This is a genomic window from Paenibacillus sp. M-152 (assembly GCF_003856555.1).
Taxonomy (GTDB): domain Bacteria; phylum Bacillota; class Bacilli; order Paenibacillales; family Paenibacillaceae; genus Paenibacillus; species Paenibacillus polymyxa_C.
This window is the reverse complement of sequence record NZ_CP034141.1, coordinates 3332346-3358782: the sequence shown is the minus strand read 5'-3', so window position 1 is coordinate 3358782 and position 26437 is coordinate 3332346. Positions and strand designations below refer to the sequence as shown.

General features: G+C 46.4%; 20 protein-coding genes. 18 read left to right on the top strand and 2 right to left on the bottom strand.

The features are described from left to right. The first annotated feature begins 132 nt into the window (after window positions 1-132). The 15 genes from EGM68_RS14595 (at window position 133) to EGM68_RS14525 (ending at window position 21965) form a co-directional block, all read left to right on the top strand. The gene (locus EGM68_RS14595) at window positions 133-3801 is read left to right on the top strand and encodes a dynamin family protein (protein WP_129549485.1); all 3669 of its coding nucleotides are present in this window, start codon (window positions 133-135) and stop codon (window positions 3799-3801) included. Window positions 3802-4057: 256 nt separating this feature from the next. Beyond that, the gene (locus EGM68_RS14590) at window positions 4058-5833 is read left to right on the top strand and encodes an ABC transporter ATP-binding protein (protein WP_013371589.1); all 1776 of its coding nucleotides are present in this window, start codon (window positions 4058-4060) and stop codon (window positions 5831-5833) included. Continuing rightward, window positions 5830-7668 (top strand): ABC transporter ATP-binding protein, encoded by a 1839-nt coding sequence (locus EGM68_RS14585; protein WP_040103526.1) that lies wholly within the window; start codon window positions 5830-5832, stop codon window positions 7666-7668. Before EGM68_RS14590 ends, EGM68_RS14585 begins: the two co-directional genes overlap by 4 nt. Window positions 7669-7797: 129 nt before the next feature. Beyond that, entirely contained in the window at window positions 7798-8982 is a 1185-nt protein-coding gene (gene purT / locus EGM68_RS14580; protein ID WP_019687815.1) for a formate-dependent phosphoribosylglycinamide formyltransferase, read from the top strand. Beyond that, window positions 8975-9436 (top strand): GNAT family N-acetyltransferase, encoded by a 462-nt coding sequence (locus tag EGM68_RS14575; RefSeq protein WP_013371586.1) that lies wholly within the window; start codon window positions 8975-8977, stop codon window positions 9434-9436. Before purT ends, EGM68_RS14575 begins: the two co-directional genes overlap by 8 nt. A 203-nt stretch (window positions 9437-9639) precedes the next feature. Next, window positions 9640-10377, top strand: coding sequence for a CAP domain-containing protein (locus EGM68_RS14570; protein WP_058829692.1), 738 nt, complete (start codon window positions 9640-9642; stop codon window positions 10375-10377). A 227-nt stretch (window positions 10378-10604) separates the two neighbouring features. Continuing rightward, complete coding sequence (locus EGM68_RS14565) at window positions 10605-11285, top strand: TIGR00266 family protein (RefSeq protein ID WP_016822128.1); 681 nt, start codon at window positions 10605-10607, stop codon at window positions 11283-11285. 176 nt (window positions 11286-11461) lie between these two features. Further along, entirely contained in the window at window positions 11462-12409 is a 948-nt protein-coding gene (locus EGM68_RS14560) for a GDSL-type esterase/lipase family protein (protein ID WP_013371583.1), read from the top strand. Further along, window positions 12409-13485, top strand: coding sequence for an ABC transporter ATP-binding protein (locus EGM68_RS14555; protein ID WP_013371582.1), 1077 nt, complete (start codon window positions 12409-12411; stop codon window positions 13483-13485). The genes EGM68_RS14560 and EGM68_RS14555 overlap by 1 nt, the downstream gene beginning before the upstream one ends. Then, the gene (locus EGM68_RS14550; protein ID WP_040103529.1) at window positions 13478-14467 is read left to right on the top strand and encodes an ABC transporter permease; all 990 of its coding nucleotides are present in this window, start codon (window positions 13478-13480) and stop codon (window positions 14465-14467) included. Before EGM68_RS14555 ends, EGM68_RS14550 begins: the two co-directional genes overlap by 8 nt. Before the next feature lie 98 nt (window positions 14468-14565). Beyond that, on the top strand, window positions 14566-16545 hold the full coding sequence (gene parE, locus EGM68_RS14545; protein WP_013371580.1) for a DNA topoisomerase IV subunit B: 1980 nt from the start codon (window positions 14566-14568) through the stop codon (window positions 16543-16545). A 22-nt stretch (window positions 16546-16567) separates the two neighbouring features. Continuing rightward, entirely contained in the window at window positions 16568-19030 is a 2463-nt protein-coding gene (gene gyrA / locus EGM68_RS14540; protein ID WP_129549484.1) for a DNA gyrase subunit A, read from the top strand. A 275-nt stretch (window positions 19031-19305) separates the two neighbouring features. Next, window positions 19306-19776 carry a MarR family winged helix-turn-helix transcriptional regulator gene (locus tag EGM68_RS14535; RefSeq protein ID WP_013371578.1) on the top strand — a complete coding sequence of 157 codons (471 nt, stop codon included), beginning with the start codon at window positions 19306-19308 and terminating at the stop codon, window positions 19774-19776. Window positions 19777-19993: 217 nt separating this feature from the next. Beyond that, window positions 19994-20479, top strand: coding sequence for a MarR family winged helix-turn-helix transcriptional regulator (locus EGM68_RS14530; protein WP_129549483.1), 486 nt, complete (start codon window positions 19994-19996; stop codon window positions 20477-20479). Further along, window positions 20463-21965, top strand: coding sequence for a DHA2 family efflux MFS transporter permease subunit (locus EGM68_RS14525; protein WP_129550331.1), 1503 nt, complete (start codon window positions 20463-20465; stop codon window positions 21963-21965). Before EGM68_RS14530 ends, EGM68_RS14525 begins: the two co-directional genes overlap by 17 nt. A gap of 93 nt (window positions 21966-22058) precedes the next feature. Here EGM68_RS14525 and EGM68_RS14520 read toward each other — a convergent pair whose 3' ends face one another. Then, window positions 22059-22805: an RluA family pseudouridine synthase gene (locus EGM68_RS14520; RefSeq protein WP_013371575.1), complete on the bottom strand. Its 747-nt coding sequence runs from the start codon at window positions 22803-22805 to the stop codon at window positions 22059-22061. Between the two features lie 8 nt (window positions 22806-22813). Then, window positions 22814-23677: a class I SAM-dependent methyltransferase gene (locus tag EGM68_RS14515; protein WP_013371574.1), complete on the bottom strand. Its 864-nt coding sequence runs from the start codon at window positions 23675-23677 to the stop codon at window positions 22814-22816. A 449-nt stretch (window positions 23678-24126) separates the two neighbouring features. On the opposite strand from EGM68_RS14515, the gene EGM68_RS14510 reads away from it, so the two are divergent. The 3 genes from EGM68_RS14510 to EGM68_RS14500 all read left to right on the top strand — a co-directional run bounded on the left by EGM68_RS14510 (window position 24127) and on the right by EGM68_RS14500 (window position 26430). Further along, window positions 24127-24585 carry a flavodoxin gene (locus EGM68_RS14510; protein WP_016822119.1) on the top strand — a complete coding sequence of 153 codons (459 nt, stop codon included), beginning with the start codon at window positions 24127-24129 and terminating at the stop codon, window positions 24583-24585. Window positions 24586-24605: 20 nt separating this feature from the next. Next, the gene (locus EGM68_RS14505) at window positions 24606-25418 is read left to right on the top strand and encodes a hypothetical protein (protein ID WP_129549482.1); all 813 of its coding nucleotides are present in this window, start codon (window positions 24606-24608) and stop codon (window positions 25416-25418) included. A 358-nt stretch (window positions 25419-25776) separates the two neighbouring features. Continuing rightward, a complete protein-coding gene (locus EGM68_RS14500; RefSeq protein WP_013371571.1) occupies window positions 25777-26430 on the top strand; it encodes an HlyD family secretion protein in 654 nt (217 codons plus the stop codon). Window positions 26431-26437: the final 7 nt, after the last annotated feature.

The window sequence follows — 26437 nt, the reverse complement described above, 5'->3', positions numbered from 1 at the left end:
ACAAGAACGCGTTCCCGAAAGCCAGGGAGCGCTTTTTTAGTTTTTTTAACGTGATGATTCTCACAGTGGCTTAGGAATGCTACAATATAGCTATTTGGTGCAGATAAGAAACAAGGAGTGAAACCGTAGCTTATGATGCAAACGATTACAGGAGATGCGGACAAGTGGTTGAATACGATAGAACAGATACAGGATAACTTGCGTAAAGCAGGGGATGAAGCGGGAGCGAGGGCGCTAGGGGATTTGATGGAAAAAGCGCATGCGCAAGAGTTGACCATTGCCTTTTGTGGACATTTTTCAGCAGGTAAATCGAGCTTGATTAACAGCCTGTGCGGTAAAACCGTGCTGCCATCTGGACCGGTGCCTACAAGCGCTAATGTAGTGTCCATCCGTCATGGACGTTCGAGAGTGCTTATTCATCCAGCCCGATCGGTAGAAAACCCGGAGCCGGAAATCGTGGAAGCTTCCCTGTCCGAGCTTGCTGAGTATTGTAAAAATGGTGGAGCCTATGAATCAGTTGAAGTATGGGAGGATATACCGATATTATCTGGCAGAGGAGTGCTGCTGGATACACCCGGCGTAGATTCCACAGACCACGGACACGCGATGGCGACACATTCAGCTTTACATTGGGCTGATATTGTTTTTTATGTGATGGACTACAATCATGTCCAATCTGAGAATAATTTGTCTTTTGCCAAAAGTTTGTCGGATTGGGGCAAGCCACTATATTTGATAATCAATCAAATCGATAAGCACCGAGAGCGGGAGCTATCCTTTACACGTTATCGTAATGAGGTGGAAAGCAGCTTTCATGCCTGGCAGGTACATTACACGGACATTCTGTTTACTTCCTTGAAGGAACAGAATCACCCCTGGAATCAGTGGGAGCAGTTGACGTACTTGATTCCGAATTTGCTGGAGCGCAAAGCAGAGCTTTTGGCTTATAGTTTAGTGTCTTCTATGCACCATTTGGTAGAGCAGCATGTGGAGACGGTGCAGGCCGCTGAAGAAGAGGAACTGAACGCACTGCTCAAAGAAGCAGGTGGAGAAGAGGCCATTTTGCGCCTGGACATAGAGCAGAAGGCCTTACAGCAAGAGGATGAACACTGGAGGATGCTTCCAGAGCAGGAGCATAAACGGCTTCGTCAAGAGCTGGATCATCTACTGGAACATGCTCATCTCACGCCTGCGGAGCTACGTGAAGCGGCTGGCGAATATTTAGAAAGCCGCAAGCCGGGCTTTAAAACAGGGTTATGGTTTGCCGGAGGAAAGACGGAGCGAGAAAAGGAGCGCCGTTTGGACCGGCTGGCAGGGATGCTGAGTGATCAGGTGGAGGGACAACTGTTGCCTCATGTGCGTGAGTTACTGAGGTCATGGGGAGAAGGTCAAGGTTTGTGGACCGCTGCGATGGAACAGGAGCTGGATGACATCCGCCCTGCAATGGATCGGCAACTGGTAGAGCAGACAGTAAAGGAAAATGCTTTGTCTCCGGAGTATACGTTGAACTATTGCAAGGACCTGCGCGCTGCTGTGACCGCTGATTGCCGCCGCAAGGCGTTGGCGCTGGTAGACCGCCTGCTGGCCCAGCTTGCGGTACGGGCCGAAGCCAACCGCGAGGCTCTCGCGGATGCGCGCACTGCGTTGCTGGCGCAGGCGGACGCGGCGAGCCGTTACAGCACTCGCTTGCAAGCCTTGGATTCGCACGCCGACCTGCTGCGTAGCATGCTGCCGCAGGCTTCCGCGCCTGACGGGTTGCCCCGTGTGGGCACGCCTGCTCCTGCGGCCGACACCAAAGCTGCTGCCCCGACAGATACGGCTTCAACAGGTGCCGTGCGTCCAGACATTGCTGGCTCGCACAACGCATCGGTGCAGCCACAAGCAGGCATGACAACAGCGCAGTCTGCCGCCGGGGGCCGCCGTACGCGGCTGGATGCAGCAGCGACAAGATTGAAGGCGGCCGCTGCATTGGTAAGCCCGTACCCTGCGATGCAGGCGGCTGTTCGGGATTTACATGCGCGAGCTGCTGCACTGGAGGACGGGCGCTTTACACTGGCGCTATTCGGAGCATTCAGTGCCGGCAAATCCAGCTTTGCCAACGCTTTGCTGGGCGAAGCGGTGTTACCCGTATCGCCGCATCCGACGACAGCGGCGATTAATCGCATTATGGCGCCTACAATTCATGAGCGCCATGCCACGGCTGACGTCCACATGAAATCAGTGGATGCGTTGCGGGAAGATCTTAAATACTCATTTCGGTTATTAGGATTGGGAGAGCCAGCATCCGTGGGCTGGCAAGAAGCCGTAAATTCGTTATCACCAGAAGGTATTCATCCTGCGGGAAGGCCTCATTACAGCTTTTTGAAGGCTGCTGCAGCTGGATGGGAAGAAGCTGAAAGCTTGCTAGGACAACAGCTTCAGGTGAATCTAGAGCAATATCGAGATTTTGTCGCATTCGAGCGCAAATCATGCTTCGTGGAGCATATCGACCTTTATTATGATTGCACTTTGACTCGTCAGGGCATCGTGCTGGTGGATACGCCAGGTGCCGATTCTGTGAATGCACGGCACACAGGTGTGACCTTCAATTATATGAAGCATGCAGACGCTCTTGTATTTGTGACATATTATAACCATGCGTTTACGCAAGGAGACCGGCAGTTCTTGAATCAATTGGGCCGAGTCAAAGAGACATTGGCGCTGAATCAGACGTTTTTTATCGTCAACGCATCCGATTTGGCGTCTTCTGAAGATGAACTATATTCTGTGACTCAGCATGTACAGGAACAACTTCAGGCGAACGGAATCCGCAAGCCGCGTATTTATCCGCTTTCCAGCATGCTAGCGTTGGAAGCAGCCGAGCGGGGAGAGGCTTCGCTACGTGCAGCTTCACGGTTTGATGTGTTTGAAAATGATTTTTCGGCATTTGCAGCCGAAGAGCTGGCAGGCTTGTCTATTGCATCTGCTTTGCAGGAGCTGGGACGTCTGCGGAGTCGAATAGAACAACATGCTGCTGATGCCCTGTATAGCGCTGAAGAGCGTGAGCTCCGATTAGAGCAATTAACTCGAATTCGTGGGGAACTGGAGAATGTGCTCCTTGGTTCGACTGACAACAATGGTGGATCTGTGCTGTCGGACGAAACCGATGAACTGTTGTATCATGTACGCCAAAGGCTAGCCTACCGGACGGGTGAATTTATGGCAGAAGCGTTCCATCCATCTGTTTTGCGTGAAGGAGTAGGTGATCTTCGTTTGGCCTTTGCATCTTGTGGTCGTGAGCTGATGCGATTGATCGAACTGGAGTTGTCTCAGGAATTGCTGGCAACCACCCTCAGACTAGAAAAAATGGGGCAAGCCTTGGTGGGTAAAGCTATCCAACAGTGCGTAGATCACATGAACCTTCAGTTGAATGGGCTAGATTGCACAGTTCCTGGATTTAGAGAATGGGCTGTCCCCGAACTGAGCGATATTTCCCTACAGGAGTCCATTCAGTGGAAGAATTATTGGAATAGCTTTAAAAATCCAAAGCTATTTTTTGAAGGGACGGGTCGGGCGAATTTACAAACTAGACTGGAGCCCATATTACGCCAGTTAATCGGAGAAGCTGTGGATCAGCAGCGAGAACGAATGTCTTCTTTTTACGTTGCTATGATGCAAGAGGAACAAACATGGCAGAAAGCACAGCTACGAGAGCAAATGCTGGAGACGATTCGTGGTATGGAACATGCACTTAACGGCGGTGAGGAGCCACAAGTTTGGGAAGAGCTTGCTGATCAGCTCGCGAATTTAGAGTCAATATAAATATGTTCATGATTGTATTAAGTTCAGGACACCGGGTTGTGGGACAATCCGGTGTTTTAAGCATACTTCAAAAAGAAAGGAAAACTGAGGAAATAGCCATATTCAATGATAAGAAAGCGATTTAATTTGTCTAATCACCTACCAATTGCGAACCTGCCTGAAAACGGCCCGTTATCCTCTTTGCCGCCTTGGAACACGGATGGTAAACTTCACTAAGCCATATAACAACGTCGTGCAACTAATGGAGGGACTTGACATGGAAGTGCTCAGGCAACTGCAAGTTTTTTTTCGTGAGAGGAGACATTATCTATTTCTTTCCATTCTATGCCTTGCGATAGCGACTGCCTTGGGACTGGTGTATCCGAACCTGCTCCAACGGCTCATTGATAACGCTATCATTCCCGGTGACTTCGAGAAAGTTCCGGTTCTGGCTCTGACTGTACTGGGAGTCGTGATCATCAAAGGGTTTATGCAATTTTTACATGGTTTTTTTGGTGGACGGCTAGGTAACTATCTGGCGTATCGACTTCGCAATGCCTGTTACGAAAAGCTGCAATTTCTGTCCTTCAGATATTATGACACCGCCAAAACGGGGGATCTTATGTCCCGTCTGACTGGTGATTTGGAGGCGATTCGCAACTTTATCGGGTTTGGTTTTGCGCAGCTCCTCAATGTGCTACTGATGGTCGTATTCGGCTCTATCATGATGCTGTATATTAATTGGCAGCTCACCCTCTTTACGATGATCAGCATGCCATTGCTACTCTTCGTCACATTCAAATTTGAATCTCGGATTCATCCCACCTTTCAGGAAATGCGAATAGCTCTCAGCGCCCTGACGACAGCGGTACAAGAAAATATTACAGGTGTGCGAACCGTTAAATCTTTTGCTCGCGAATCCTATGAAGTGGAAAAATTCTCCGTACGTAATGAGCAGTACAAAAGTAACCAAATTCAGGCTGCTTCCTTATGGAGTCGATTTTTTCCCGCGATGGAACTGATTGCCTCGGTCAGTGTGGTTCTTCTCTTGGGCATGGGTGGATATCTAGTTATCCAGAAGTCAATGACCTTGGGGGAACTCGTCGCTTTCTTTAGCTTAATTTGGTATATTATCGGTCCCATCTGGAGCATTGGCTTTCATATCAATAACTATACGCAGTCCAAAGCTTCCGGTGAAAGGGTTTTGGAGTTGCTGAATCAGTCTGTAGATGTAACCGATGAAGCTGATGCACTTACACTCAACGCCGATCAGGTGAAGGGTCATGTGACGTTTGATCATGTTACCTTTGCTTACGGAAATAAGCTACCTGCTGTTGTTGACATCAATCTGGATGCGCCACCGGGATCGGTCATTGGGATTTTAGGAGGAACAGGTTCCGGGAAGTCGACCATTATTCAACTACTCATGCGAGCCTACAATGTGAATGCAGGAAGCATCAAGCTGGATGGGACGGATATACGTCATTTGAAAATTCGCGATTTACGTGCTCAAATTTCTTCTGTGTTTCAGGAGACGTTTCTGTTCTCGTCCTCTATACGCAACAATATTGCATATGGGTTAAGTCATGTCAGTATGGATGACATCATACGCGTTTCCAAGCTGGCTCAGGCGCATGAATTCATAACTGAATTACCGCTGGGCTACGACACTGTTGTTGGTGAACGTGGATTGGGACTGTCTGGAGGGCAGAAACAACGGATCGCCATCGCGCGCGCACTACTCAAAAATCCGAAAATTCTCGTGCTGGATGATGCTACCAGTGCGGTCGACATGGAGACGGAGCATGAAATTCAGTCCGGTTTTCAAGAGGTTATGCGTGGACGCACAACGTTTATTATAGCTCATCGAATCTCTTCGCTTCGTCATGCCAATGAAATTGTAGTGCTTGAGGAAGGACGAATCGTCCAACGTGGAACACATGAACAGCTCATTGCTACTCCAGGTCCATATCAAGATGTGTATCATATTCAATACGCCGATTACATAGCGGAGGCTCCAGACGGTGTATCCGAAGGGCAGGTGAGACCATGAATATTCCAGTAGAAAAAGCCAAACCGTTAAAGAAGCCGACCAATGAGCGCTTTGTCTATCAAGATGATGAGGTCATTGATAAACCGTTTAACTGGGCGGAATTCAAACGTTTGCTAGCATACATGAAACCTTATGCCCGTCAGATTCTGCCGATTCTTCTGGTCATGATGATTCTCGGCACGATTACTAAGCTGACGGTTCCATATTTGATCAGTCTGGCCATTGACAAGGCCATTGCTCCCGCATGGCCTGCACTGCCGAGCGTAAAGTTATTGTTGCTCATTACGGGTGCCGTGCTCTTGTTATATTTAATTCAATGGGCAGCCAGTACGTACCGCATTAAATTCACCAATATTATTGGTCAGCGGGTTATTTACGATTTGCGTGAAGATTTGTTCAAGCATATTCAGAAGCTTTCCTTTAACTTTTTTGATAAAAGACCGGCGGGTTCTGTATTAGTACGTGTGACGAATGACATTAACTCGCTACAGGATTTATTTACGAATGGTGCAGTGAATGTCCTGATTGACTGCGTACAGCTTTTCGGAATTATCGTTATTTTGCTGCTTATTAACTGGAAGCTCGGTTTGGCAGTGATTGTGACCGTTCCGATCATGTTTTTGATCTCGACCAAGCTGCGAGTACGCATCCGTCGCGCCTGGCAAGAAGTACGCATGAAGAACTCGCGTATCAATTCTCATTTGAATGAATCTATTCAGGGAATTCGTGTGACACAAGCGTATACGCAGGAGCAGGAAAACATGGCTTATTTCGACGATATGAACAGCTCCAGTAAAAAATCGTGGGATAAGGCTTCTGCTATGAATCAGGTCTTTGGCCCACTTATTGATATTACCGGAGGATTAGGTACGCTTGTGCTGTTCTGGTTTGGAGCGCATTTAATTCAGACAGATCAGCTTACGGTGGGGCTGCTGGTTGCATTCGCCAACTATGTAGGGAACTTTTGGGAGCCAATCAATCGGCTGGGTCAAATGTACAATCAGCTACTGGTTGCGATGGCTTCTTCAGAAAGAATTTTTGAATTCATGGATGAACAGCCGAATATTGCAAACAAACCGGGAGCAAAAGCCTTACCGCCTATCCGGGGTGAAATTCAATTTGAAAAAGTCATTTTTGAATATGAAAAGGGACGTCAGGCGCTTAAAGGTATTAATCTTTCTGTCGAGGCGGGTCAATCTATAGCGCTTGTAGGTCATACCGGATCAGGTAAAAGTACAATTATTAATTTGCTCAGTCGTTTTTATGACATTACGTCAGGGCGACTTACCATTGATGGTTATGATGTGCGAGATGTCACGGTGGAGAGCTTGCGCAGCCAGATTAGCATCGTGCTTCAGGATACATTTATTTTTTCGGGGACGATACGCGATAATATCCGATTTGGCCGTTTGGATGCAACGGATGAGGAAATTGAAGCGGCTGCGAAGGCGGTCAATGCTCATGAATTCATTGTTCACTTACCAGATGGCTATGAAACAGAGGTAGAGGAGCGTGGAGGGATGCTGTCCATGGGCCAGCGCCAGCTCTTATCCTTTGCTCGTGCCTTACTGGCTAATCCGCGAATTCTTATTCTGGATGAGGCCACAGCTAGCATTGATACGGAAACGGAGCTGAAAATTCAGGAGGCTCTTCAGGTTCTATTGGAAGGCAGAACTTCTTTTATGGTTGCTCACCGTTTGTCCACTATTCGGAATGCTGATCATATCGTTGTACTGGACCATGGGGAAATCCAGGAAAGTGGTAATCATGAACAATTGATGAAAAAACATGGAATATATCGGGGGCTGGTGGAAGCACAGTTCAGATTTTTGTAAAAAAAAGATCAAAAAATCGCGTTTTTTGTAAATTAAAATGCCGAGCACTATTGCATTCTTGGAGCTAAACCCTGAAAATAAAGATGAAAAGAGATCAGAGCAATATCGTCAGAGGGGGAAGAGTTCAAGATGTGGGGTGCTCCTTTTTCTGCCAAGGCTAAGAAGATGCTACTGCTGGGTAGCGGCGAATTGGGAAAAGAAGTCATTATTGAAGCTCAGCGGCTTGGCGTGGAATGTATTGCTGTAGATCGCTATGAGCTGGCTCCAGCAATGCAGGTGGCTCATCGCTCTCACTGTCTGGATATGCAGGATGCTGAGGCGTTGAAGGCATTAATTCGCAAGGAACAGCCCGACATAATTGTACCTGAAATCGAAGCTATTGCTACGGGTGCTTTGGAAGAATTAGAGCAAGAGGGATTTCACGTAGTACCAACGGCCCGGGCCGCCCGTCTTACGATGGACCGGGAGGGTATCCGCAGGTTGGCTGCCGAGAAATTACAGCTTCCGACTGCCGCCTACCGTTTTGCAGATCATTTTGAGCAGTTACGGTCGGCGGTTCAAGAGCTGGGCACGCCATGTGTGGTCAAACCCTTAATGAGTTCGTCGGGTAAAGGGCAGTCTGTATGTCGGACACTCGAAGACGCAGAATCCTGCTGGAATACGGCGCTGGAAGGCGCGCGTGCCAAAACGACACGTGTCATTGTTGAAGCTTTTGTCCCGTTTGAGAGCGAAATTACCTTATTGACCGTCAGATCGGAATCAGGCACGACTTTTTGCCCACCGATTGGCCACATTCAAAAAGATGGGGATTATGTCGAATCTTGGCAGCCTCATGGCATGACGGACAAGCAGCTTTCGGAGGCGCAAGACATTGCCCGTACGATTACGGATGAACTGGGTGGTTACGGATTGTTTGGCGTAGAGCTGTTTTTAACGGCTGATAGCGTCATATTTAGTGAAGTATCCCCGCGTCCGCATGATACAGGTATGGTAACCATGATCACGCAGGATTTGTCTGAATTTGCGCTTCATGTACGGGCGATTCTCGGATTCCCGGTGCCTTCGGTCACGCTGCTTACACCAGGAGCTTCAGCTACCTTGAAGGCAGAAGTGGCTACGCGCGATTTCGCAATAAGCGGTCTGCATGATGCACTATTGCTACCCCGGACACAGGTGCGAGTGTTCGGGAAGCCTGAAACCAAGCCGGGACGCCGGATGGCTGTAGCGCTTAGCGCTGCAGAAGATGTGGAGACAGCACGGAAGACAGCCAAAGAAGCTGCCAATATGCTGAAAGTGGAGGTAAATCATGTCTAACAGTGTGATGATTCCAGTACTGACAATTCGTTCCGTAGAGCTTGGCGATTGTGAAGCCGTAACTGGACTACTTAGAGAAGTCGGATACCCGATGACTTGTGGCGTTATGAAAGAAGTTATGGGAACAGCGCAGGAGGACAGTCAAGCGAATATGATGGTTGCAGAAATGGATGGTTGTGTTGTCGGAGTAATCGGCATGCATACGGCTCAAAGCCTGGCCTATCCTGATCCTGCTGTACAAATCACCATGCTGGTCGTGAGCGGGGAGTATCGCGGCGAAGGCATTGGCAAACGATTGGTTGCTTGTGGTGAGGAGTGGGGGCGTGCGCAAGGCTGCTATCATTTATTCATTACTGGAGCGAATAACCGCATCAAACAAGTAGAGGCCCGTGCTTTCTACAACCGAATCGGCTTTGAGAAGCAAGGCTACCGTTTCAGCAAAAAGCTTAGATAATCAGCTTGCAACAAACAATCTAATACTTAAAGCCTCAATATTTTTAACTTAGTCCTGTTCGCCATTGCCGAGCAGGCTATTTTTTTTCCAACTTTTATACCATTGATGATGCTATAAAACATGATATACTGCTAGAGTAAAGATTACAAAGTTGTAACCTGAGACGTTCACAAAAGGCACTTATACAACGAGGAGATGACGAAATGAAGAATATGTTGAAAAAAACACTGGTGATGGGAAGCTTAAGCGCCGTTTTATCCGCAGGATTCATCGTTCCGGCATCAGCTTCACCAGCTGACGATTTGTCTGCCCAATTACAACAGTGGTTTCAAAATAACGGATACACAGTCAATATGTCCAATGGGACGACAACAATAACGAAGACTGTCATTAAGGATTATTCTGAAAAGGACAAGGCTAAAACAAAAACAGCAAATCCTTCTTCTGGCAAGCAAACGACGAATCAGGCTAGCCAAAAGGCTTCAAAGACTGTTACCAAGCAACAGACCCAAACACAAAACGCCAACTCAGGTGCAGGTCAGTCTACAGATTCTAATGCACAACTGAGCAAGTCTCAATTTGCAGCCGAGGTGGTAAAGCTTGTAAACAACGAGCGCAGCCAAAAAGGTCTGAAGCCCCTCACCTCTAATGCGAAGCTTACAGAAGTAGCCTTAGCGAAGGCGAAGGACATGAGCACGAACAATTACTTTTCCCATACATCTCCGACTTACGGTTCACCATTTGATATGATGAAAAAATTCGGTGTAACTTATACGTATGCGGGTGAGAATATTGCAATGGGACAAAAAACACCACAAGAAGTAATGAAGGCCTGGATGAATAGCCAGGGACATCGTGAAAATATTTTGAAGGCAGAATATACACAAATCGGTGTGGCTTACTACAATGGATATTGGGTACAAGAGTTCACACGTAACTAAGTTGATAGAAAAAACGTTTCAAACGTCATTTCTGTTTATAAAAAGATAGTGACGAAACGTAATTTAGAGACCCGCTGACAACGTTCAGCGGGTCTTTTTATGTCGCTTATGACTCTTCAAGCATAAACCATTTCTCTATCCCAGAAAAGACATATGGGACGCGCTTATAGTATGATGACAGTAAGCTGAATGGATAACAGACTACTTTTGGAAAGCTAGGTGAACAAATGAGCTACGAAATCGTGCATGAAGGTGCTTTTGCGATGCTTAAGGTGCAGTTGAACCCCGGAGAAACCATTAAAGCAGAAATGGGAGCGATGGTTTCCATGTCTTCCAGTGTAGATATAAAGGGGACGGTAGACGGTGGGCTGTTACGTGGTTTAGGCAGAATGCTGAGCGGAGAAAAATTCTTTTTTCAAGAGCTGAGAGCAGCCCGGGGACCCGCTGAAGTACTGCTAGCCCCCGCAAGCATAGGTGATGTACAAGCAGTGGAACTGGATGGCACGTACAGGCTGTTGGTCCAAAAGGACGGTTTTTTGGCCTGTACGGAAGGGATTGAGGTTAGTACCAAAATGCAAAACCTGATGAAAGGTTTATTCTCCGGTGAAGGTTTTTTTATTGTAGAAATCAGTGGCCGAGGCACAGTATTCCTATCCTCGTATGGAGCCATTCACCCCATTTATATCGCGCCAGGAGAGGAGCGTATTATTGATAATGCTCATCTAGTGGCATGGCCGGATTATATGGATTATAGAATTGAAAAGGCATCTAAAGGCTGGTTGTCCAGCGTAACGAGTGGGGAAGCTCTTGTATGTCGTTTTCGCGGTGAAGGAACGGTACTGATTCAAAGCCGAAATCCGGGTAGTTTTGGACAATGGATTAGAAGTTTCATCCCTGATAGCAAATAGTTCCTTCCGTCTAATCCCGCTGATGAGAGGAAGGGCTATTCGCACAAAAAGTATAATAAAAGGATGGGAATTTGCCATCCTTTTTTAGTATGTTCATGGAAAATTATATGGGATTGTAATCATTGATTTTCGCTTGAACCAGAACGGTTTATTTGCAAAATGACAGGAGAAGCTTTATGTTTATTTCACCAAGCTATCAGGAGGGAACACGAGTGAATTCATCAAAATGGATTTGGCGGTCTGTCGGTTCCGTTTCCATTGCCGCCACACTGCTATTATTGTACGGATTTATTGCAGCAGTACGAAGTATTACGGCTCCAGAGCCATTGGTAAGTACTCAACCTGTACAATCCGGTTCATCGCAGACACAAACTGCACCATCGGCTACTGCTCAGACGGAAGAGTTGCGTGTAGCTGCCATTGGCGATTCGTTAGCCAAAGGAACGGGGGATGACTCCGGAAGTGGTTTTGTGCGTCGGTCGGTGACTTTGTTAAATGATCAGGAAGGACATAAAGCTCGGCTCATAAATAATCTAGGGATTAATGGACTGACGACTCAAGGACTATTAACCAAGTTGGATGAGCCTGGTGTGTCTTATGTACTGAAGAAGGCTAATGTGATTATAGTTTCGATTGGCGGAAATGATTTATTTCAGGGCGCACAGGCGGCCCAAACCGGCAAAGAGCCACCTACACTCAGCGGTTTGCGCAAAGCTCTGCCTGATGCAGCCAAACGTCTGCAAAAGGTGCTAACAAAGGTAGGGAAAATTAATCCGAATGCTAAAATTGTCTATGTAGGATTGTATAATCCATTCAGTGATCTGCGGGAAATGAAAATTCCCGGTAATCTTGTGGTAACTGAATGGAATATGGCTGCCATGGCAATTACCAACCAAAACAGTAACATGACGCTGGTTCCAACTTTCGATTTATTCGAGCAAAATTTGCCCGTCTATTTATCATCCGATCATTTTCATCCCAACGGACAAGGCTATCAGGCAATCGCTGAACGTATCGCACAAGGATTTGCTGTTACCGCAACGAAGGGTACCGATCATGTAAATCCTAATCAACAGTCTACAAGTAGCCAACCTGCAGAAGCGAAAAAGGGAGGGAACAAGTAATGAGCATCCAATCTGCTGACAAGACCGAGGCTGGCGTGACCCAAGATTCGACATCCACGAATGCAGTGTCCAGTCTTCATTCCTCCAATCAGGTTGGTAGCGCAGACAGAGACAGCAGCAATAATGAAATCGTGCTCTCTGTTCAGCATGTTAAAAAACGAATTAAACGCAAAATGATCATTCATGATGTAACGTTCGACGTTCGCGCAGGTGAAATTTTCGGATTTCTCGGCCCCAATGGAGCAGGAAAAACGACGACTATTCGTATGCTGGTCGATTTAATTAAGCCTACGGAAGGGACGATAACCGTATGCGGTCATAATGTAAATCGTGACCCTGAGCAGGCTTTACGGCATATTGGTTCTATTGTGGAAAATCCAGAGGTGTACAGCTACCTGACAGGATGGGAGAATTTAGAACATTTTGCCCGCATGCAGCCTGGTGTTGATGAACAGCGTATCCGCGAGGTGGTTGAGTTGGTTCGGCTCGATCGTCGCATCCATGATAAGGTAAGTACATATTCACTGGGGATGCGCCAACGTCTTGGTATAGCTCAAGCCTTGCTTGGCAGACCTAAGCTACTCATTTTGGATGAGCCGACGAACGGGCTAGACCCCAAGGGAATCAAAGAGATGAGAGCTTTTATCCGTTTGTTAGCGGCAGAAGGCATGGCTGTATTTGTTTCCAGTCATTTGCTCAGCGAGATCCAGTTGCTATGTGATCGTGTGGCAATTATTAGTCGGGGAAAGGTGCTGGCTGTTGGTGGGGTACAGGAACTGGTTGAGACACACTCACATATGGCTGTATGGCAGCTGGAGCCTCGCGATCAAGGCCTTGCCCTATTGCAAAATTCTCCGTATGTGCACATAATTACGAACGTCGATGAATTAATTGATGACAGCATTGTTGCAGGCAGCGGAGTCGATGCTATTTTTACAGAAATGGATGAAGAGCATATTGCGAAGCTGGTCGCACACATGACAGCTTCCGGTATTTCCGTTAAAGGTGTAACCAAAATTAATCCTACACTGGAGCAACTATTCCTGAAAATGACGGAAGGTGAGATACTTGAATAATATTTTACCGCTCGTACAAAATGAAACCCTTAAAATTATCAAGAAGAAACGATTTTATGTCATTTTACTTGTTTTGCTTGTGCTTGTGCCGATTTTTACGTACGCTCAGATGAAAGTGGCAGAAAACAATCGCGAGAAATTCGGCAATGATTGGCGGCTGGAACTGCGTCAAGCCATTACCGATAACCAAAACTCGCTGGGCAGCGATAGGGTTCCCGAAGAATGGAAGACCTATCGTCGGGTCTTTGTGCAGCAGATGCAATATTATCTGGAAAATGACGTGAATCCTAATGAGCCGAGTGGCGTCACTTTTACCAGAGAGTTTATGGATAACTCCATAAATCTGTTCGTTCCGTTGTTGATCATGGCCATTGCTTCGGACTTGGTTTCAGGAGAACGGACGACAGGCACGATAAAAATGTTGCTGACTCGGCCGGTCAGGCGGTGGAAAATACTGCTGAGCAAGCTGCTGACACTGTATATGTTCGTTTCGCTCATCATTTTGGCCGTATTTGTCATTAGTTATCTCATATCAGGCTTGTTTTTTGGTTTTCGTGGTTTTAATGTTCCGGTATTTACCGGCTTTCAAATTGTTGGATCGACGGTGGATTTGTCTGCTGTACATGCAATTCCACAATGGCATTACCTGATGCTGCAAGCCGGATTGATCTGGTTTGTCAGTCTGGTGGTTGCTTCGTTAGCCTTTATGGTATCTGTTCTGGTACGTAGTACAGCTGCAAGTATCGTGGTCATGATGGCCGCGCTCATTTCGGGCACTATACTGACCAACATGGCTTCATCTTGGCAGAGCGCCAAATATTTATTTATGGTTAACCTCGGATTAACCGATTATTTATCTGGAAGCCCTGCCCCGATTGAGGGAATGACCCTGCCGTTTTCTTTAGCTGTACTGGGCATTTGGGGGGCTGCGGCGTTGATTGTTTCATTCGCCGTCTTTACGAAACGGGATATATTGAATTAAAATGGACAAGGTAAAAGAAAACATCTGTTTGCATTTTTGGTGAAAACCATCAAGAATAAGGCAAAACACGGTTACGATTAGACAAAGGGGGAGCATGAATGGTCGACAAAATCGACTTGTCTGCGGGAGCTTCCGGTACACAGAACGGAGCTTCAGAATATGGCGCGGACGACATTCAAGTGCTCGAAGGGCTTGTGGCAGTTCGCAAACGGCCGGGCATGTACATCGGGAGCACCAGTTCTTCGGGACTGCATCATTTGGTATGGGAAATTGTAGACAACGCGGTGGATGAACATCTCGCCAAGTTTTGCTCTCGCATTGATATCACAATGCATAAGGACGGTTCTGTTACAGTATCAGACAACGGGCGCGGTATTCCTACGGGAATGCACAAAATGGGAATTCCTACGCCTCAAGTTGTATTCACCATTTTGCACGCCGGAGGTAAGTTTGGCGGTTCGGGATATAAAAAGTCCGGGGGTCTGCATGGGGTAGGTGCGTCTGTAACGAACGCTCTTTCGGAATGGCTTGAAGTGGAAATCTACCGGGACGGCAAGATTCACCGTCAGCGGTTTGAATATTGGCAGGACAAGAAGGGCGTGGAGCATGTCGGTGAACCGACCACAGGCCTTGAAGTGCTGGGCAATACTAACAAGACGGGCTCGAAAATTACATTTAAACCGGATATTCGCGTTTTTCAGTCAGGAATTCATTTTAACTACGATACGCTGGCTGAACGCCTTCAGGAGATTGCTTTTCTGAATTCCGGCCTTCGTATTCAGCTTAAAGACGAACGCAGCGGAAAGTCAGATGAATATTTTTATGAGGGTGGAGCAAGTCAGTTTGTTTCTTTTTTGAATGAGGGTAAGGATGTACTGCATGATGTTATTCACTTTAATGCCGAGAAAGAAGACATTGAAGTGGAGATTGCCATCCAATACAATGCCGGCTACACAGAGACGATTGCTTCGTTCGTTAACTCCATTCCGACACGTGGCGGGGGTACGCATGAAACAGGCTTCAAAACCGCTTACACTCGTATCATGAACGACTATGCACGCAAAACAGCGATGTTGAAGGAAAAGGATAAAAACCTGGAAGGTAACGATCTGCGTGAGGGTATGATGGCTGTAATCAGTGTCAAGATGGCCGAGGTTGAATTTGTCGGTCAGACAAAAGATCAGCTGGGTAGTGCTTCGGCGCGGAGTACAGTGGATGCCATCGTATCTGAACAAATGCAGCGCTTTTTGGAGGAAAATCCACAGATAGCGCAAACCTTGATCAGAAAGGCAGTTCAAGCATCCAAAGCGCGTGAAGCTGCACGTAAGGCTCGGGACGAAATGCGTTCTGGCAAGAAACGCAGTGAAAGTTCTAATTTGAATGGCAAACTGTCGCCTGCGCAGTCTAAGGATTTTACACGTAATGAGTTATTTATCGTGGAAGGCGATTCGGCTGGAGGATCGGCCAAACAAGGACGGGATTCCAAAATCCAGGCAATTTTGCCGTTAAAGGGCAAGCCGATGAATCCGGAAAAATCAAAGTTGGCGGATATTATGAAAAATGATGAGTATCGTGCGATTACGGCAGCGATTGGCGCGGGGGTAGGAACTGAGTTCACGCTGGAAGACAGCAATTATTCCAAAATCATCATTATGACCGATGCAGATACAGATGGCGCGCACATTCAAGTACTGTTGTTGACGTTCTTTTATCGGTACATGAAAGAACTCATTGATGCAGGACGCATATTTATTGCTCAGCCGCCATTGTATAAAATAACCCGCAAGTCGGGTAAGCTCGAAACGGTTCGTTATGCCTGGACTGACGAGCAGCTTGATAATTACTTAAAAGAATTTGGACGAAATTTTGAGCTTCAACGTTATAAAGGACTCGGGGAGATGAACCCTGATCAGTTATGGGAAACGACAATGAATCCCGAGTCACGCACCCTGTTGCGCGTTCAGATTGAGGATGCTGCCAAAGCTGAACGCCGTGTGTCCACATTGATGGGTGATAAGGTGGATCCACGTAAGCGCTGGATCGTGGAAAACGTGGATTTCACGGAATACGTAGAGTAGTGCTATTAAATGAGGTGTAGACATGAGCTTATCGGAGCAATTTTTGCCAGCTTATCTGGAGGAAATGGTCGGTGACCGCTTTGGCCGATATTCCAAATATATAATTCAGGATCGGGCGATACCTGATGTACGGGATGGATTAAAGCCTGTGCAACGCCGAATACTGTACGCGATGTACGATTCGGGTAATACCCCGGAAAAAGCGTATCGCAAATCCGCCAAAACCGTTGGGGACGTTATGGGTAATTACCATCCTCATGGTGATTCATCTATTTACGATGGGATGGTACGGATGGCGCAACCTTGGAAAATGAGCCACGTACTGGTGGATGGCCACGGCAACTGGGGCTCTCAGGACGACGATCCTGCGGCAGCTATGCGTTACACGGAGGCACGATTATCTCCGATCGCAATGGAAATGCTGCGTGATATCGAAAAACGTACGGTTTTGTTCAAGGATAACTTTGATAACTCGGCAAAGGAACCTGTTGTGCTGCCATCCCGTTATCCTAATTTGTTGGTAAACGGATCCAGCGGGATTTCAGCGGGATTTGCAACGGAAATTCCAACTCATAGCTTGCGTGAGGTGATTGACGCCACCATCGCAGTGATGGAAAAGCCGCAGATCGAGCTAGAAGAGATTATGACCTTTATTAAAGGTCCGGATTTCCCGACTGGCGGACTCATTATGGGTGGCGAAGGCATCAAGGATGCTTACAGAACAGGCAAAGGACGTATTTATATCCGTTCCAAAACGGAAATTCAGTCTTTGCGTGGAGGCAAGCAGCAACTGGTTATTACAGAGATTCCATACCAGGTTGTTAAATCCAGGCTCGTAACCGCTATGGAAAACATCCGTTTGGAGAAAAAGGTAGAAGGGATTGCCGAGGTTCGTGACGAGAGCGGGAGAAATGGCCTGCGTATTGTTGTCGAGCTGAAGAAGGAAGCGGATGCGGAAGGTATTTTGGCATACCTGCTGAAAAAAACCGATCTCCAGGTGGCTTATAACTTCAATATGGTAGCCATCGTAAACAAAGCACCACACCAGCTTGGATTAAAGTCCATTTTGGAAGCGTATATAGCTCACCAGCGCGAGGTTGTCACAAACCGTATCAAGTTTGAACTGGAAAAGGCGGAGGATCGCGCACATGTACTGGAAGGTTTAGTCAAGGCGCTGAACATTCTGGATGAGGTCATCGCGGCTATTAAAGCTTCTAAAAATCGTCAGGATGCACAAAATAATTTGCAATGGATGTTTGGCTTTAGTGAACGACAAGCGGATTCCATTTTGACTCTGCAATTGTACCGTCTTACGAATCTTGAAATTACAACTCTCGAAAAAGAACTTGCTGACATTCAGAAGAAAATTACTCAATATCGTTCTATTCTGGATAGCGACCGCAAGCTGATCAGTCTGATCCGCAAGGAACTGCTGGAAATTCGTGAAAAGTACGGTATTGACCGCCGCTCGGAGATACAGGGTGAGGTAGAAGAGATTAAGGTAAACCTGGAGGTCATGGTTGCGGCAGAGGATGTGTTGCTAACCCTCTCGAAAGATGGATATGTGAAACGTACGAGTATGCTGTCGTTCACTCGTTCTGGCGGGGAACGTTCAAACTCAGGTGTTAAAGAAGGGGACTACATTACCCAGTTCCTTGACGTGAATACACTCGATGTGCTGCTCGTCTTCACCCAGCGTGGACAATACTTTTTGCTGCCTGTGCACCAGGTACCAGAGTATAAGTGGAAAGAGCCGGGCACTCCAATTGTCAATGTCATTTCGCTAGCGAAGGAAGATCGGATCGTAAGCGTTATTCCGATCAAAAATATGGAGGAAATCGGCAAAAGTCTGGTGTTTGTAACGAAGAAAGGACAGGTCAAACGAACAGAACTTACAGAATATGCTACAAAACGCTCCAGTGCTGTAGCAGCCTGCAAGGTGGCTGGCGACGATGAGATACTATCAGTAACGTTAAGCGACAATAGCAAGGATATTATGTTGATTACCCGTGCGGGGATGAGCATACGTTTCAAGGAGCAAGAGGTTAATGCCATGGGCCGCGTTTCAGCGGGAGTCAAAGGTATACAACTGGCGGAAGGCGATGAAATTGTCGCAGCACTATGGGTAGAAAAGGATGAAGGAGAGGTGCTGGTACTGACCGAATCCGGTTACGGTAAGCGTACGCTACTGCTGGATTATCCTTCTCAGGGAAGAGGCGGTAAAGGAATCAGCACCTTCGAATTCAAGGAAGGCAAGCGGGTGCGTTCGAACGGAACTCGAATTGTGGCTGCCTTCTATTGTCGTGAAGCTGTTCAATTATTTGTCATCACATCAGAAGGGCAGACGATGTCCTTCCTTTCGGAAAAAGCTCCTTTAACCGACCGCAAGGATACAGGCAAGCTGCTGGCTCCTGTGGAGAAGAAGGACGAAATTGTAAATGTGCTGCCGCGTAGTGAACCTCAGAGTTCGCAGACAGTAGAATAATTGTAAAGTCAAGCGTTTTTTAGCTCGAAAAAGAGAGGTCCTCACGTGCCATTCCGGCACGAATGAGGACCTTTTTGCCGTCATGCTGTCGAACCTTGACCTGCCTCCAAATCCGAAGTGAGACTTCCTTCCCCTTTTCATTTGATGCTCCAAAAACGGCAGGAAACTGAAGGGAAATGGCGAAAATTTAATGTGATGAAATACAATCCGGACGGTGGCCCATACGGTAACATTGATGCTTTTACTGACCCTGTTATTCAAAGGAGTGAGGCAAAATGCAAACGACCGAATTTGCAAAAATCTGGTCCAGAATGGCTAAGGACTACAAGGTTCATATGGAGCAGCAACTAGCTCCATCACTAACTGAGGCTCAACTCACGGTGCTGGAGGTTCTGAACGAATACGGCCGCATGAAGCCGTCTCAACTTATCCCATATCTCGCCACCACACCTGCGGCAGTTACGATGCTATTGGATCGGATGGAGCGGAATCGACTGGTCACCCGGTTCAGAGACGTAAAGGACCGTAGAATTGTATGGATTGTTATTTCAGATCAAGGTAGAGAAGAAGTGGAGCGTGGATTGCAAATCAGGGACGATTTTCTGGGTTCTGCACTAAACCGAATATCTCAGCACAATCAGAATTTGCTGGTTTATTTGTTGGGGAAAATTACAACGAAGTCAAAAACTGCTGTATCAGCCAGTGAAAACGAGGGAATAAAGGAACAAATAGAGCGAGCAGAATAGCTTTCTGAGGCGAATAGAAATGCGCGGGTAAATGCCGATCGTGGTATTCATTTCCGCGCTTTTTTGTGTTCAAGCATAGGTAGTATTTGGGGGAATGTTGACATTTACATAAGAGATGATAAAATAATAGTTATAAATAAATAACATTTCGTATACGAATAGTTACTAGTTTGTGTATATGGGTAAAGAATATGTATTGGGAAGAAGGATGGTTCTAGTGAGTGACAGAGAGGAAGACAGACTTGAGGTGTACCGGATTATTCAATCGGTAAGGGAGGTTAACAAGACAATATTTTATGCTTTCTGGAATGAGGAGCAGCATTTGGATCTGACGGCGATTCAGCATATGGCTTTGGCCATTCTAAATAAACGTCCCAATATTGGGTTATCCGAGCTGGCAGAGATAGCTCATGTGGGAAGCAGCTCTATGAGCGGGGTGGTAGACCGCTTGACCAAGGCGGGATATATCGCTCGTGGACGGCTTGAGCATGATCGCAGATCTTTAGTACTGACGCTTACGCCAGAAGGAAAAGATATCATGCAAAAGGTAGACGCCATGTGGATGGAGCGCGTCTTGCCAATTCTGGACATCCCGAGGGAGCAGCTAGAGTTGCTCTTGGATGTTCATAAACAAATGATCATGAAATTAACACCGAAGGGAATGAATCAACTTGAGCAGTCCTCAAATGACACTACCAGGTAATGTCCGCAGAGCACCCATTGTGGCCGCTCTGTTGATTGGCGCAATTGTTGCGATTTTAAACCAGACGTTGATAAGTGTGGCTTTACCGAAAATGATGAGTGATCTGAATGTAGATGCCAATATAGCTCAGTGGCTTAGCACAGGCTTTATGCTCGTAAACGGGGTATTAATCCCGGTGACCGCATTCCTGATTGCCCGTTTCTCTACTCGTAAATTGTTTATTAGTGCGATGACTATTTTTTCAATCGGCACGCTGTTATGTGCAATAGCGCCGAGTTTTAGTATCTTGCTAATCGGTCGGCTTATTCAGGCTGCGGGTGCAGGGATAATGATGCCATTAATGATAGTCGTTATCTTGAACATTTACCCAATAGAGCGTCGTGGCCGTGCAATGGGAACGCTGGGGCTTGCGATGGGGTTTGCTCCAGCCATTGGACCAACCTTATCTGGTTATATAGTCCAGCATTATGACTGGCGAGTATTGTTCTGGATTATCCTGCCGATTTCCGTAATTTCGATTGTGATCGGATTTATTTTTCTGAAAAATGTAACCGAGCAATCCAAGCCTAAGCTGGACATTTTCAGTGTTATTTTGTCTACACTCGGTTTCGGCGGGCTGTTATACGGCTTTAGTGATGCTGGAACATCAGGTTGGGGAAGTATTCCAGTCCTGTCTACACTCATCGTCGGGACGATTGCGCTTATTTTATTTATTGTCCGACAACTGAAGGTAGATGAGCCTATGCTGGAGTTCCGTATCTTTAAATACGATGTGTACAGCTTGACGACAATCATTAATGTTATTGTGACGATGGCTCTGTACGCTGGTATGATATTGCTTCCGATTTATTTGCAAAATATTCGCGGATTTACACCACTCCAGTCTGGTATGCTAATGCTACCAGGAGCGATTCTGATGGGGATCATGTCTCCTGTGACGGGGGCTATTTTTGACCGAATTGGAGCGCGCTGGCTGTCTGTAATTGGGTTGTTGATCATGACTATAACGACTTGGGAATTCACACGTTTAACCGAATCAACCACCTATTTGACACTCTTAATCAACTATACGGTACGGATGTTCGGGATGTCGTTGCTGATGATGCCGATCCAAACAGCCGGACTGAATCAGCTTCCACAACGATTGAATGCCCATGGTACAGCGATGGGCAATACGCTGCGTATGATTTCGGGCTCGATTGGGACAGCAATTCTAGTGACGGTAATGTCTACTCAAACCAGCAATCGTTTGACCACGATGGTTGCATCTGAAGGACTGAACGTTACGGACAAAGCGGGAATGCTGGCTGCTGGCAATCAAGCTACGATTTACGGTATTAACTCGGCTTTTATTATTGCTACACTATTGAGCGTGACAGCTTTGGTTTTAGCGTTTTTCATCAAAAATACGAATGCACAAAACGCTCGTTCCCGTCAACAACTGGTCAACAGCGAGAAGGGGAAGACCGTGGCTTCCTCATCATAAGCATGGATACATTTTAATTTGCTTTTGTGAAAAAAGAGAACCCACATTGCATGTTTGTTTACATGCAGTGCGGGTTCTTTGTAGTAAGTCTGCTCAATTTTCCGACGTAATCATCTTCTCATAAAGCGATAAGGGCCACTCACTCCAAGGAAATTGGACGGGAGGCAGTGAGTGGAAGCTCATCGCTTCCTTGCTGACCGGATGCGGTGCTCCAGCGAGCAAGGACCAGAGGGCCAGCTGTTGACCAGGACGGCTCAGATTACCGCCATATTTTTGGTCCCCATAGAGGGGACAGCCGATTGCCTGCATCTGTACGCGAATTTGGTGCGAGCGTCCGGTGTGTAGCTTAATTTCCACAAGACTGAGTCCAGCAGCCTGTCCGATAACGCGGTATTCCAAAATGGCTTCCTTGGCACCGGCCGTGCCGGGTCGAACCGTTTTGACCGTGTTGGTACGGCTGTCCTTTAGCAGGTAATGGGTTAGCCGGCCTTGAAGAGCCGCAGGAACGCCATTCAGAACAGCTGTATACAGCTTGTGAAAATGACGACTTCGAACCGACTCTGACAGGCGAGAAGCAGCTTTGGACGTCTTAGCAAAAATCATGGCTCCGCCTACAGGCCGATCTAGCCTGTGAACTAAACCTAAAAAGACGTTACCAGGCTTATTGTGTCTGATTTTCAAATCTTCCTTGAGTAAAGACAGCAGATCGGGATCACCGCTGGCATCCTCCTGTGTCGGAACATTGACAGGCTTTACAACCGCCAGGACATGGTTGTCCTCATATAGTACGGGAATATTCGGCTGTGCATGCTCTTGCCGAGTAAGTTCATCTTGATTCATAAGAGGAATTAAGCCTCCCAGCGTCCGAGAATACCACAAGGCAAATTCAATCCTGAGCGTGTGATCGGCAATCCGATTTCACCAGCGCTAATTTGGCCCCCATACTTTTGTTGCATCGTCATGCTCAGCATGTTACGCAATACAGTAGGTGAAATACCCGTCGTGTAGGAGTTGATCAGCATAAACAAGGGTTGATCTGAAATGATGCTCATGCAGGATTCAAGGAACGGATATAAGCTTTCTTCAAGCTTCCAGGTTTCTCCATTAGGTCCACGTCCGTAAGAAGGAGGGTCCATAATAATGGCATCATAACGGTTGCCTCGACGTTGTTCCCGTTGCACGAACTTGAACACGTCGTCTGTAATGAAGCGCACCGGACGGTCAGCCAGACCGGACAATTGAACGTTTTCCTTTGCCCATTGCACCATACCTTTGGCGGCATCCACGTGAACTACACTGGCTCCGGCATACGCTGCGGCAGTCGTGGCCCCTCCTGTGTATGCAAACAGGTTCAGTACGGAAATAGGTCTGCCCGCGCCTTTAATTTTATCCATCATCCAGCTCCAGTTGGCTGCTTGCTCTGGGAAAAGGCCAGTATGCTTGAAGCTGGTCGGTTTAATGTGGAATTTAAGCGGTCCATAGCTAATCGTCCAGCGCTCGGGAATAGGCTTTTTCATATCCCATTGGCCTCCCCCGGAAGAGCTGCGGTGATAATGCCCATGAACATTCCGCCATTCCGCTGTTTCCTGGGTCAAAGGCCATATAATTTGCGGATCGGGACGACGCAGGACAATATTGCCCCAACGTTCCAGCTTTTCACCACCGCCTGTATCCATTACTTCATAGTCTTTCCACTCTTGTGCTACATACATGTACAATCCATCCTTCAGCAGTCAATTCAGGATTTAGGCAGTAAGCTGCGTAAAATCCCCATATGGAGTCTATTGTACAACAAACCTTAGCAACAATCGAATGATTCCATGAATAAGTAAGTAGTTAGACAGAGCAAAAATATTTTTTTCGGATGTACTTGTAATTAGAGCGCTTCCATATTAAAATGAAATCAATCCCACTTGTACGTACAACTATTCGATTTTCATTCTATTTATGAAAGGTGTATTATGTTGTACGTACATAATATTTTCGCATCTATCTATAGATTTTAATTGTGAACAGTCGCATATAATGCGACTTTTTTGCGTATATGTTTACCAAAATACAGTTGATAATTGAAATTAATATTTGACAATGAGAATCATTATCAAATATTATTTGAGTAATAGGGAATGAAAGCATCCCATATTTCAAATAAAGGTGAGGGATGAACTTGGGTAAAATCATGATTGCTTATGCTAGCATGACCGGTAATACAGAGGAAATCGCGGAATTGATCGCCGAGGGTGTTCGTCAGGCAGGGCATGAGGCGGAGTTGAAGGCTTCGTATGATTGCAGCGCGCAAGAATTGCTTGCATATGACGGATTCCTGTTGGGTGTATATACATGGGGAGATGGTGAGCTTCCTGATGAATTTTTAGATTTTTACGAGGAACTAGACGAGCTTGATCTGTCTGGTAAAAAGACTGCTGTATTTGGCAGTGGAGATACATCTTATACACAATTCTGTGGCGCAGTGGACTTAGTAGAGGAAAAAGTCAAAGAACGCGGCGCATCGGTCATTCAGGAGAGTCTGAAGATTGAATTCAATCCACTCGATGATGAGAAGGAGAATTGCCGGGCTTACGGAAGACAATTTGCGCAGGCTGGTATTGGAGTGTCCTGAGAAGAGAGTGAGGGATAGGTATGCGCAATAGCGATAGCTTAAGCGGCTTTCCTCTTCTGCACGACTATCAGCTTGAGGAGATGTGGAGAACTCCGCAGCCAATCCGTCAATCACAGAGAAAACGAGGGCGTGAGGGTTGGAATTGGCGGCAAAGGGTTCAGTATGCGATAGGGCATGCGCTGAACGAATACTTTGGAATGGAAGTAGAGGTACGGCGAGAAGTCCCTGTCCAGTATGTGCTGGAGAAGTGGTGGCCTAAGCAGTCGAACAGTTTTGAATCCTTGTTCCATTACTGGGATGTCAAAAATAAAGTGTCAGGCGAGTTGTCAAAAATATGTGCCTTAAATAATGACTTATTGGTGCCTGTGATGTTGTATGAACAATTTTGTACAGCGGTGCCTGAGTTGGAGGTCGACATTTCGCTGATTATTCAGGCTGCCTGGCAACAATCAGAACAAGCGGATTCATTACTGATTCAAAAGTATATGGTGGACTACAACCCTAACGTTATTAGTACTTTTCAACATTTAACAAATGTATTTTGTTATTATGCATTTGGAGCTCTCCCTCAGCTTATCGAAGTATACTGTCTGCTAGAAGGCAAGAAGGTTCGTTTTCTTCCTGGTTCGGCTTCTTTACAGCAATCTATGGATTACGTACGACTATTAAAAGACTCCAGAGAGGATATGCATGGGATGGCAGAACGCTGTCGTTGTAGGGGATGTATGGGGCAGCAAGGTTCTCAGCAGAACAGAGCGAATAAGGACAAAAAGGAAGAGCGAGAGGCGAAAAACTGTAGGGATCGGTCATTTGGACCTACGCTTTTCTCTTAGGTTTATTGTGTGAACCTTTAAATGTAAACTATCCCTTTTCATGAAAGAGCCTTGGAAACAAGGTTCTTTTTTGTGAAAAAAAATTCTGAAAAAACTGAAAATTTATATTGCCTGAATAGATAAATATATCTATAATATTTCAATGTACAATAGTTATATGAAAATATTTAAATATAATAAAGACGGTTTGTGGACTATGGATCAGCTTGTCCTACGTACATAAATAAGTCCTGTCTTGTGCATGGCTTGCTGCCATGTGTTTATTTATGCTCTAGATTTGGTTTAATGCCCTAATATTTCAATTTTAAAATATTAGCGTTGAATAATAAAAATTTTTTGGACAACAGGGGTGGAACAAGTGAGTAAGAAAACTGTATTGCCGATTCTCATCGTGCTGCTCATTCTGAGTGGTGGAGCTATTGGCTACTATTATTGGTATCAGGCAACACACTTTGTTAAAAGTGACGATGCGCGCATTCAAGCCGATCAGTATAAGGTGATGCCGCAAATTTCCGGTGAGATTAGCCACATTGATGTTGAAGAAGGCGATGTGCTGCAACGCAATGAACCGATTGCCGAACAGGATGTATCAGGACTGGATGCAAGCATGATTAGCAAGTCTGTGCTGCGTGCGCCGATTAACGGAACTGTTATTAAGATTTATTCGAAAGAACATGAAATTGGAACACCGGGTAGTGCTGTAGCGACTATGGTTGATATGAACAACCTGTATGTATCCACGAATATTGAAGAAACCGATATTAACCGTATTAAACCAGGACAGCTTGTTGACATTACGCTTGATGCAGCAGGCGATCAGGTCATTCAGGGTAAGGTTCGTAAAGTGGGCGAAGCTTCCAATGCAGTGTTTTCGCTCGTTCCTGCTGTGAACACAAGTGGTAACTTTAATAAGGTGACTCAACGTGTACCTGTAGAAATTGCTGTGAACAAGCCGAAGGACATGAAGCTTATCCCTGGAACGAACGTGGAAGTAAAAATTCATACATCTTAAAAAGGAG

Excerpts from the sequence above, each read along its gene's own strand:
- EGM68_RS14560 (WP_013371583.1), top strand. The coding sequence starts at position 11,462 with ATGTTTATTTCACCAAGCTATCAGGAGGGAACACGAGTGAATTCATCA.
- EGM68_RS14575 (WP_013371586.1), top strand. The coding sequence starts at position 8,975 with ATGTCTAACAGTGTGATGATTCCAGTACTGACAATTCGTTCCGTAGAG.
- EGM68_RS14595 (WP_129549485.1), top strand. The coding sequence starts at position 133 with ATGATGCAAACGATTACAGGAGATGCGGACAAGTGGTTGAATACGATA.
- EGM68_RS14510 (WP_016822119.1), top strand. The coding sequence starts at position 24,127 with ATGAACTTGGGTAAAATCATGATTGCTTATGCTAGCATGACCGGTAAT.
- parE (WP_013371580.1), top strand. The coding sequence starts at position 14,566 with ATGGTCGACAAAATCGACTTGTCTGCGGGAGCTTCCGGTACACAGAAC.
- EGM68_RS14565 (WP_016822128.1), top strand. The coding sequence starts at position 10,605 with ATGAGCTACGAAATCGTGCATGAAGGTGCTTTTGCGATGCTTAAGGTG.
- EGM68_RS14570 (WP_058829692.1), top strand. The coding sequence starts at position 9,640 with ATGAAGAATATGTTGAAAAAAACACTGGTGATGGGAAGCTTAAGCGCC.
- EGM68_RS14520 (WP_013371575.1), bottom strand. The coding sequence starts at position 22,805 with ATGAATCAAGATGAACTTACTCGGCAAGAGCATGCACAGCCGAATATT.
- EGM68_RS14535 (WP_013371578.1), top strand. The coding sequence starts at position 19,306 with ATGCAAACGACCGAATTTGCAAAAATCTGGTCCAGAATGGCTAAGGAC.
- gyrA (WP_129549484.1), top strand. The coding sequence starts at position 16,568 with ATGAGCTTATCGGAGCAATTTTTGCCAGCTTATCTGGAGGAAATGGTC.
- EGM68_RS14525 (WP_129550331.1), top strand. The coding sequence starts at position 20,463 with ATGACACTACCAGGTAATGTCCGCAGAGCACCCATTGTGGCCGCTCTG.
- EGM68_RS14590 (WP_013371589.1), top strand. The coding sequence starts at position 4,058 with ATGGAAGTGCTCAGGCAACTGCAAGTTTTTTTTCGTGAGAGGAGACAT.
- EGM68_RS14585 (WP_040103526.1), top strand. The coding sequence starts at position 5,830 with ATGAATATTCCAGTAGAAAAAGCCAAACCGTTAAAGAAGCCGACCAAT.
- EGM68_RS14555 (WP_013371582.1), top strand. The coding sequence starts at position 12,409 with ATGAGCATCCAATCTGCTGACAAGACCGAGGCTGGCGTGACCCAAGAT.
- EGM68_RS14515 (WP_013371574.1), bottom strand. The coding sequence starts at position 23,677 with ATGTATGTAGCACAAGAGTGGAAAGACTATGAAGTAATGGATACAGGC.
- EGM68_RS14505 (WP_129549482.1), top strand. The coding sequence starts at position 24,606 with ATGCGCAATAGCGATAGCTTAAGCGGCTTTCCTCTTCTGCACGACTAT.
- purT (WP_019687815.1), top strand. The coding sequence starts at position 7,798 with ATGTGGGGTGCTCCTTTTTCTGCCAAGGCTAAGAAGATGCTACTGCTG.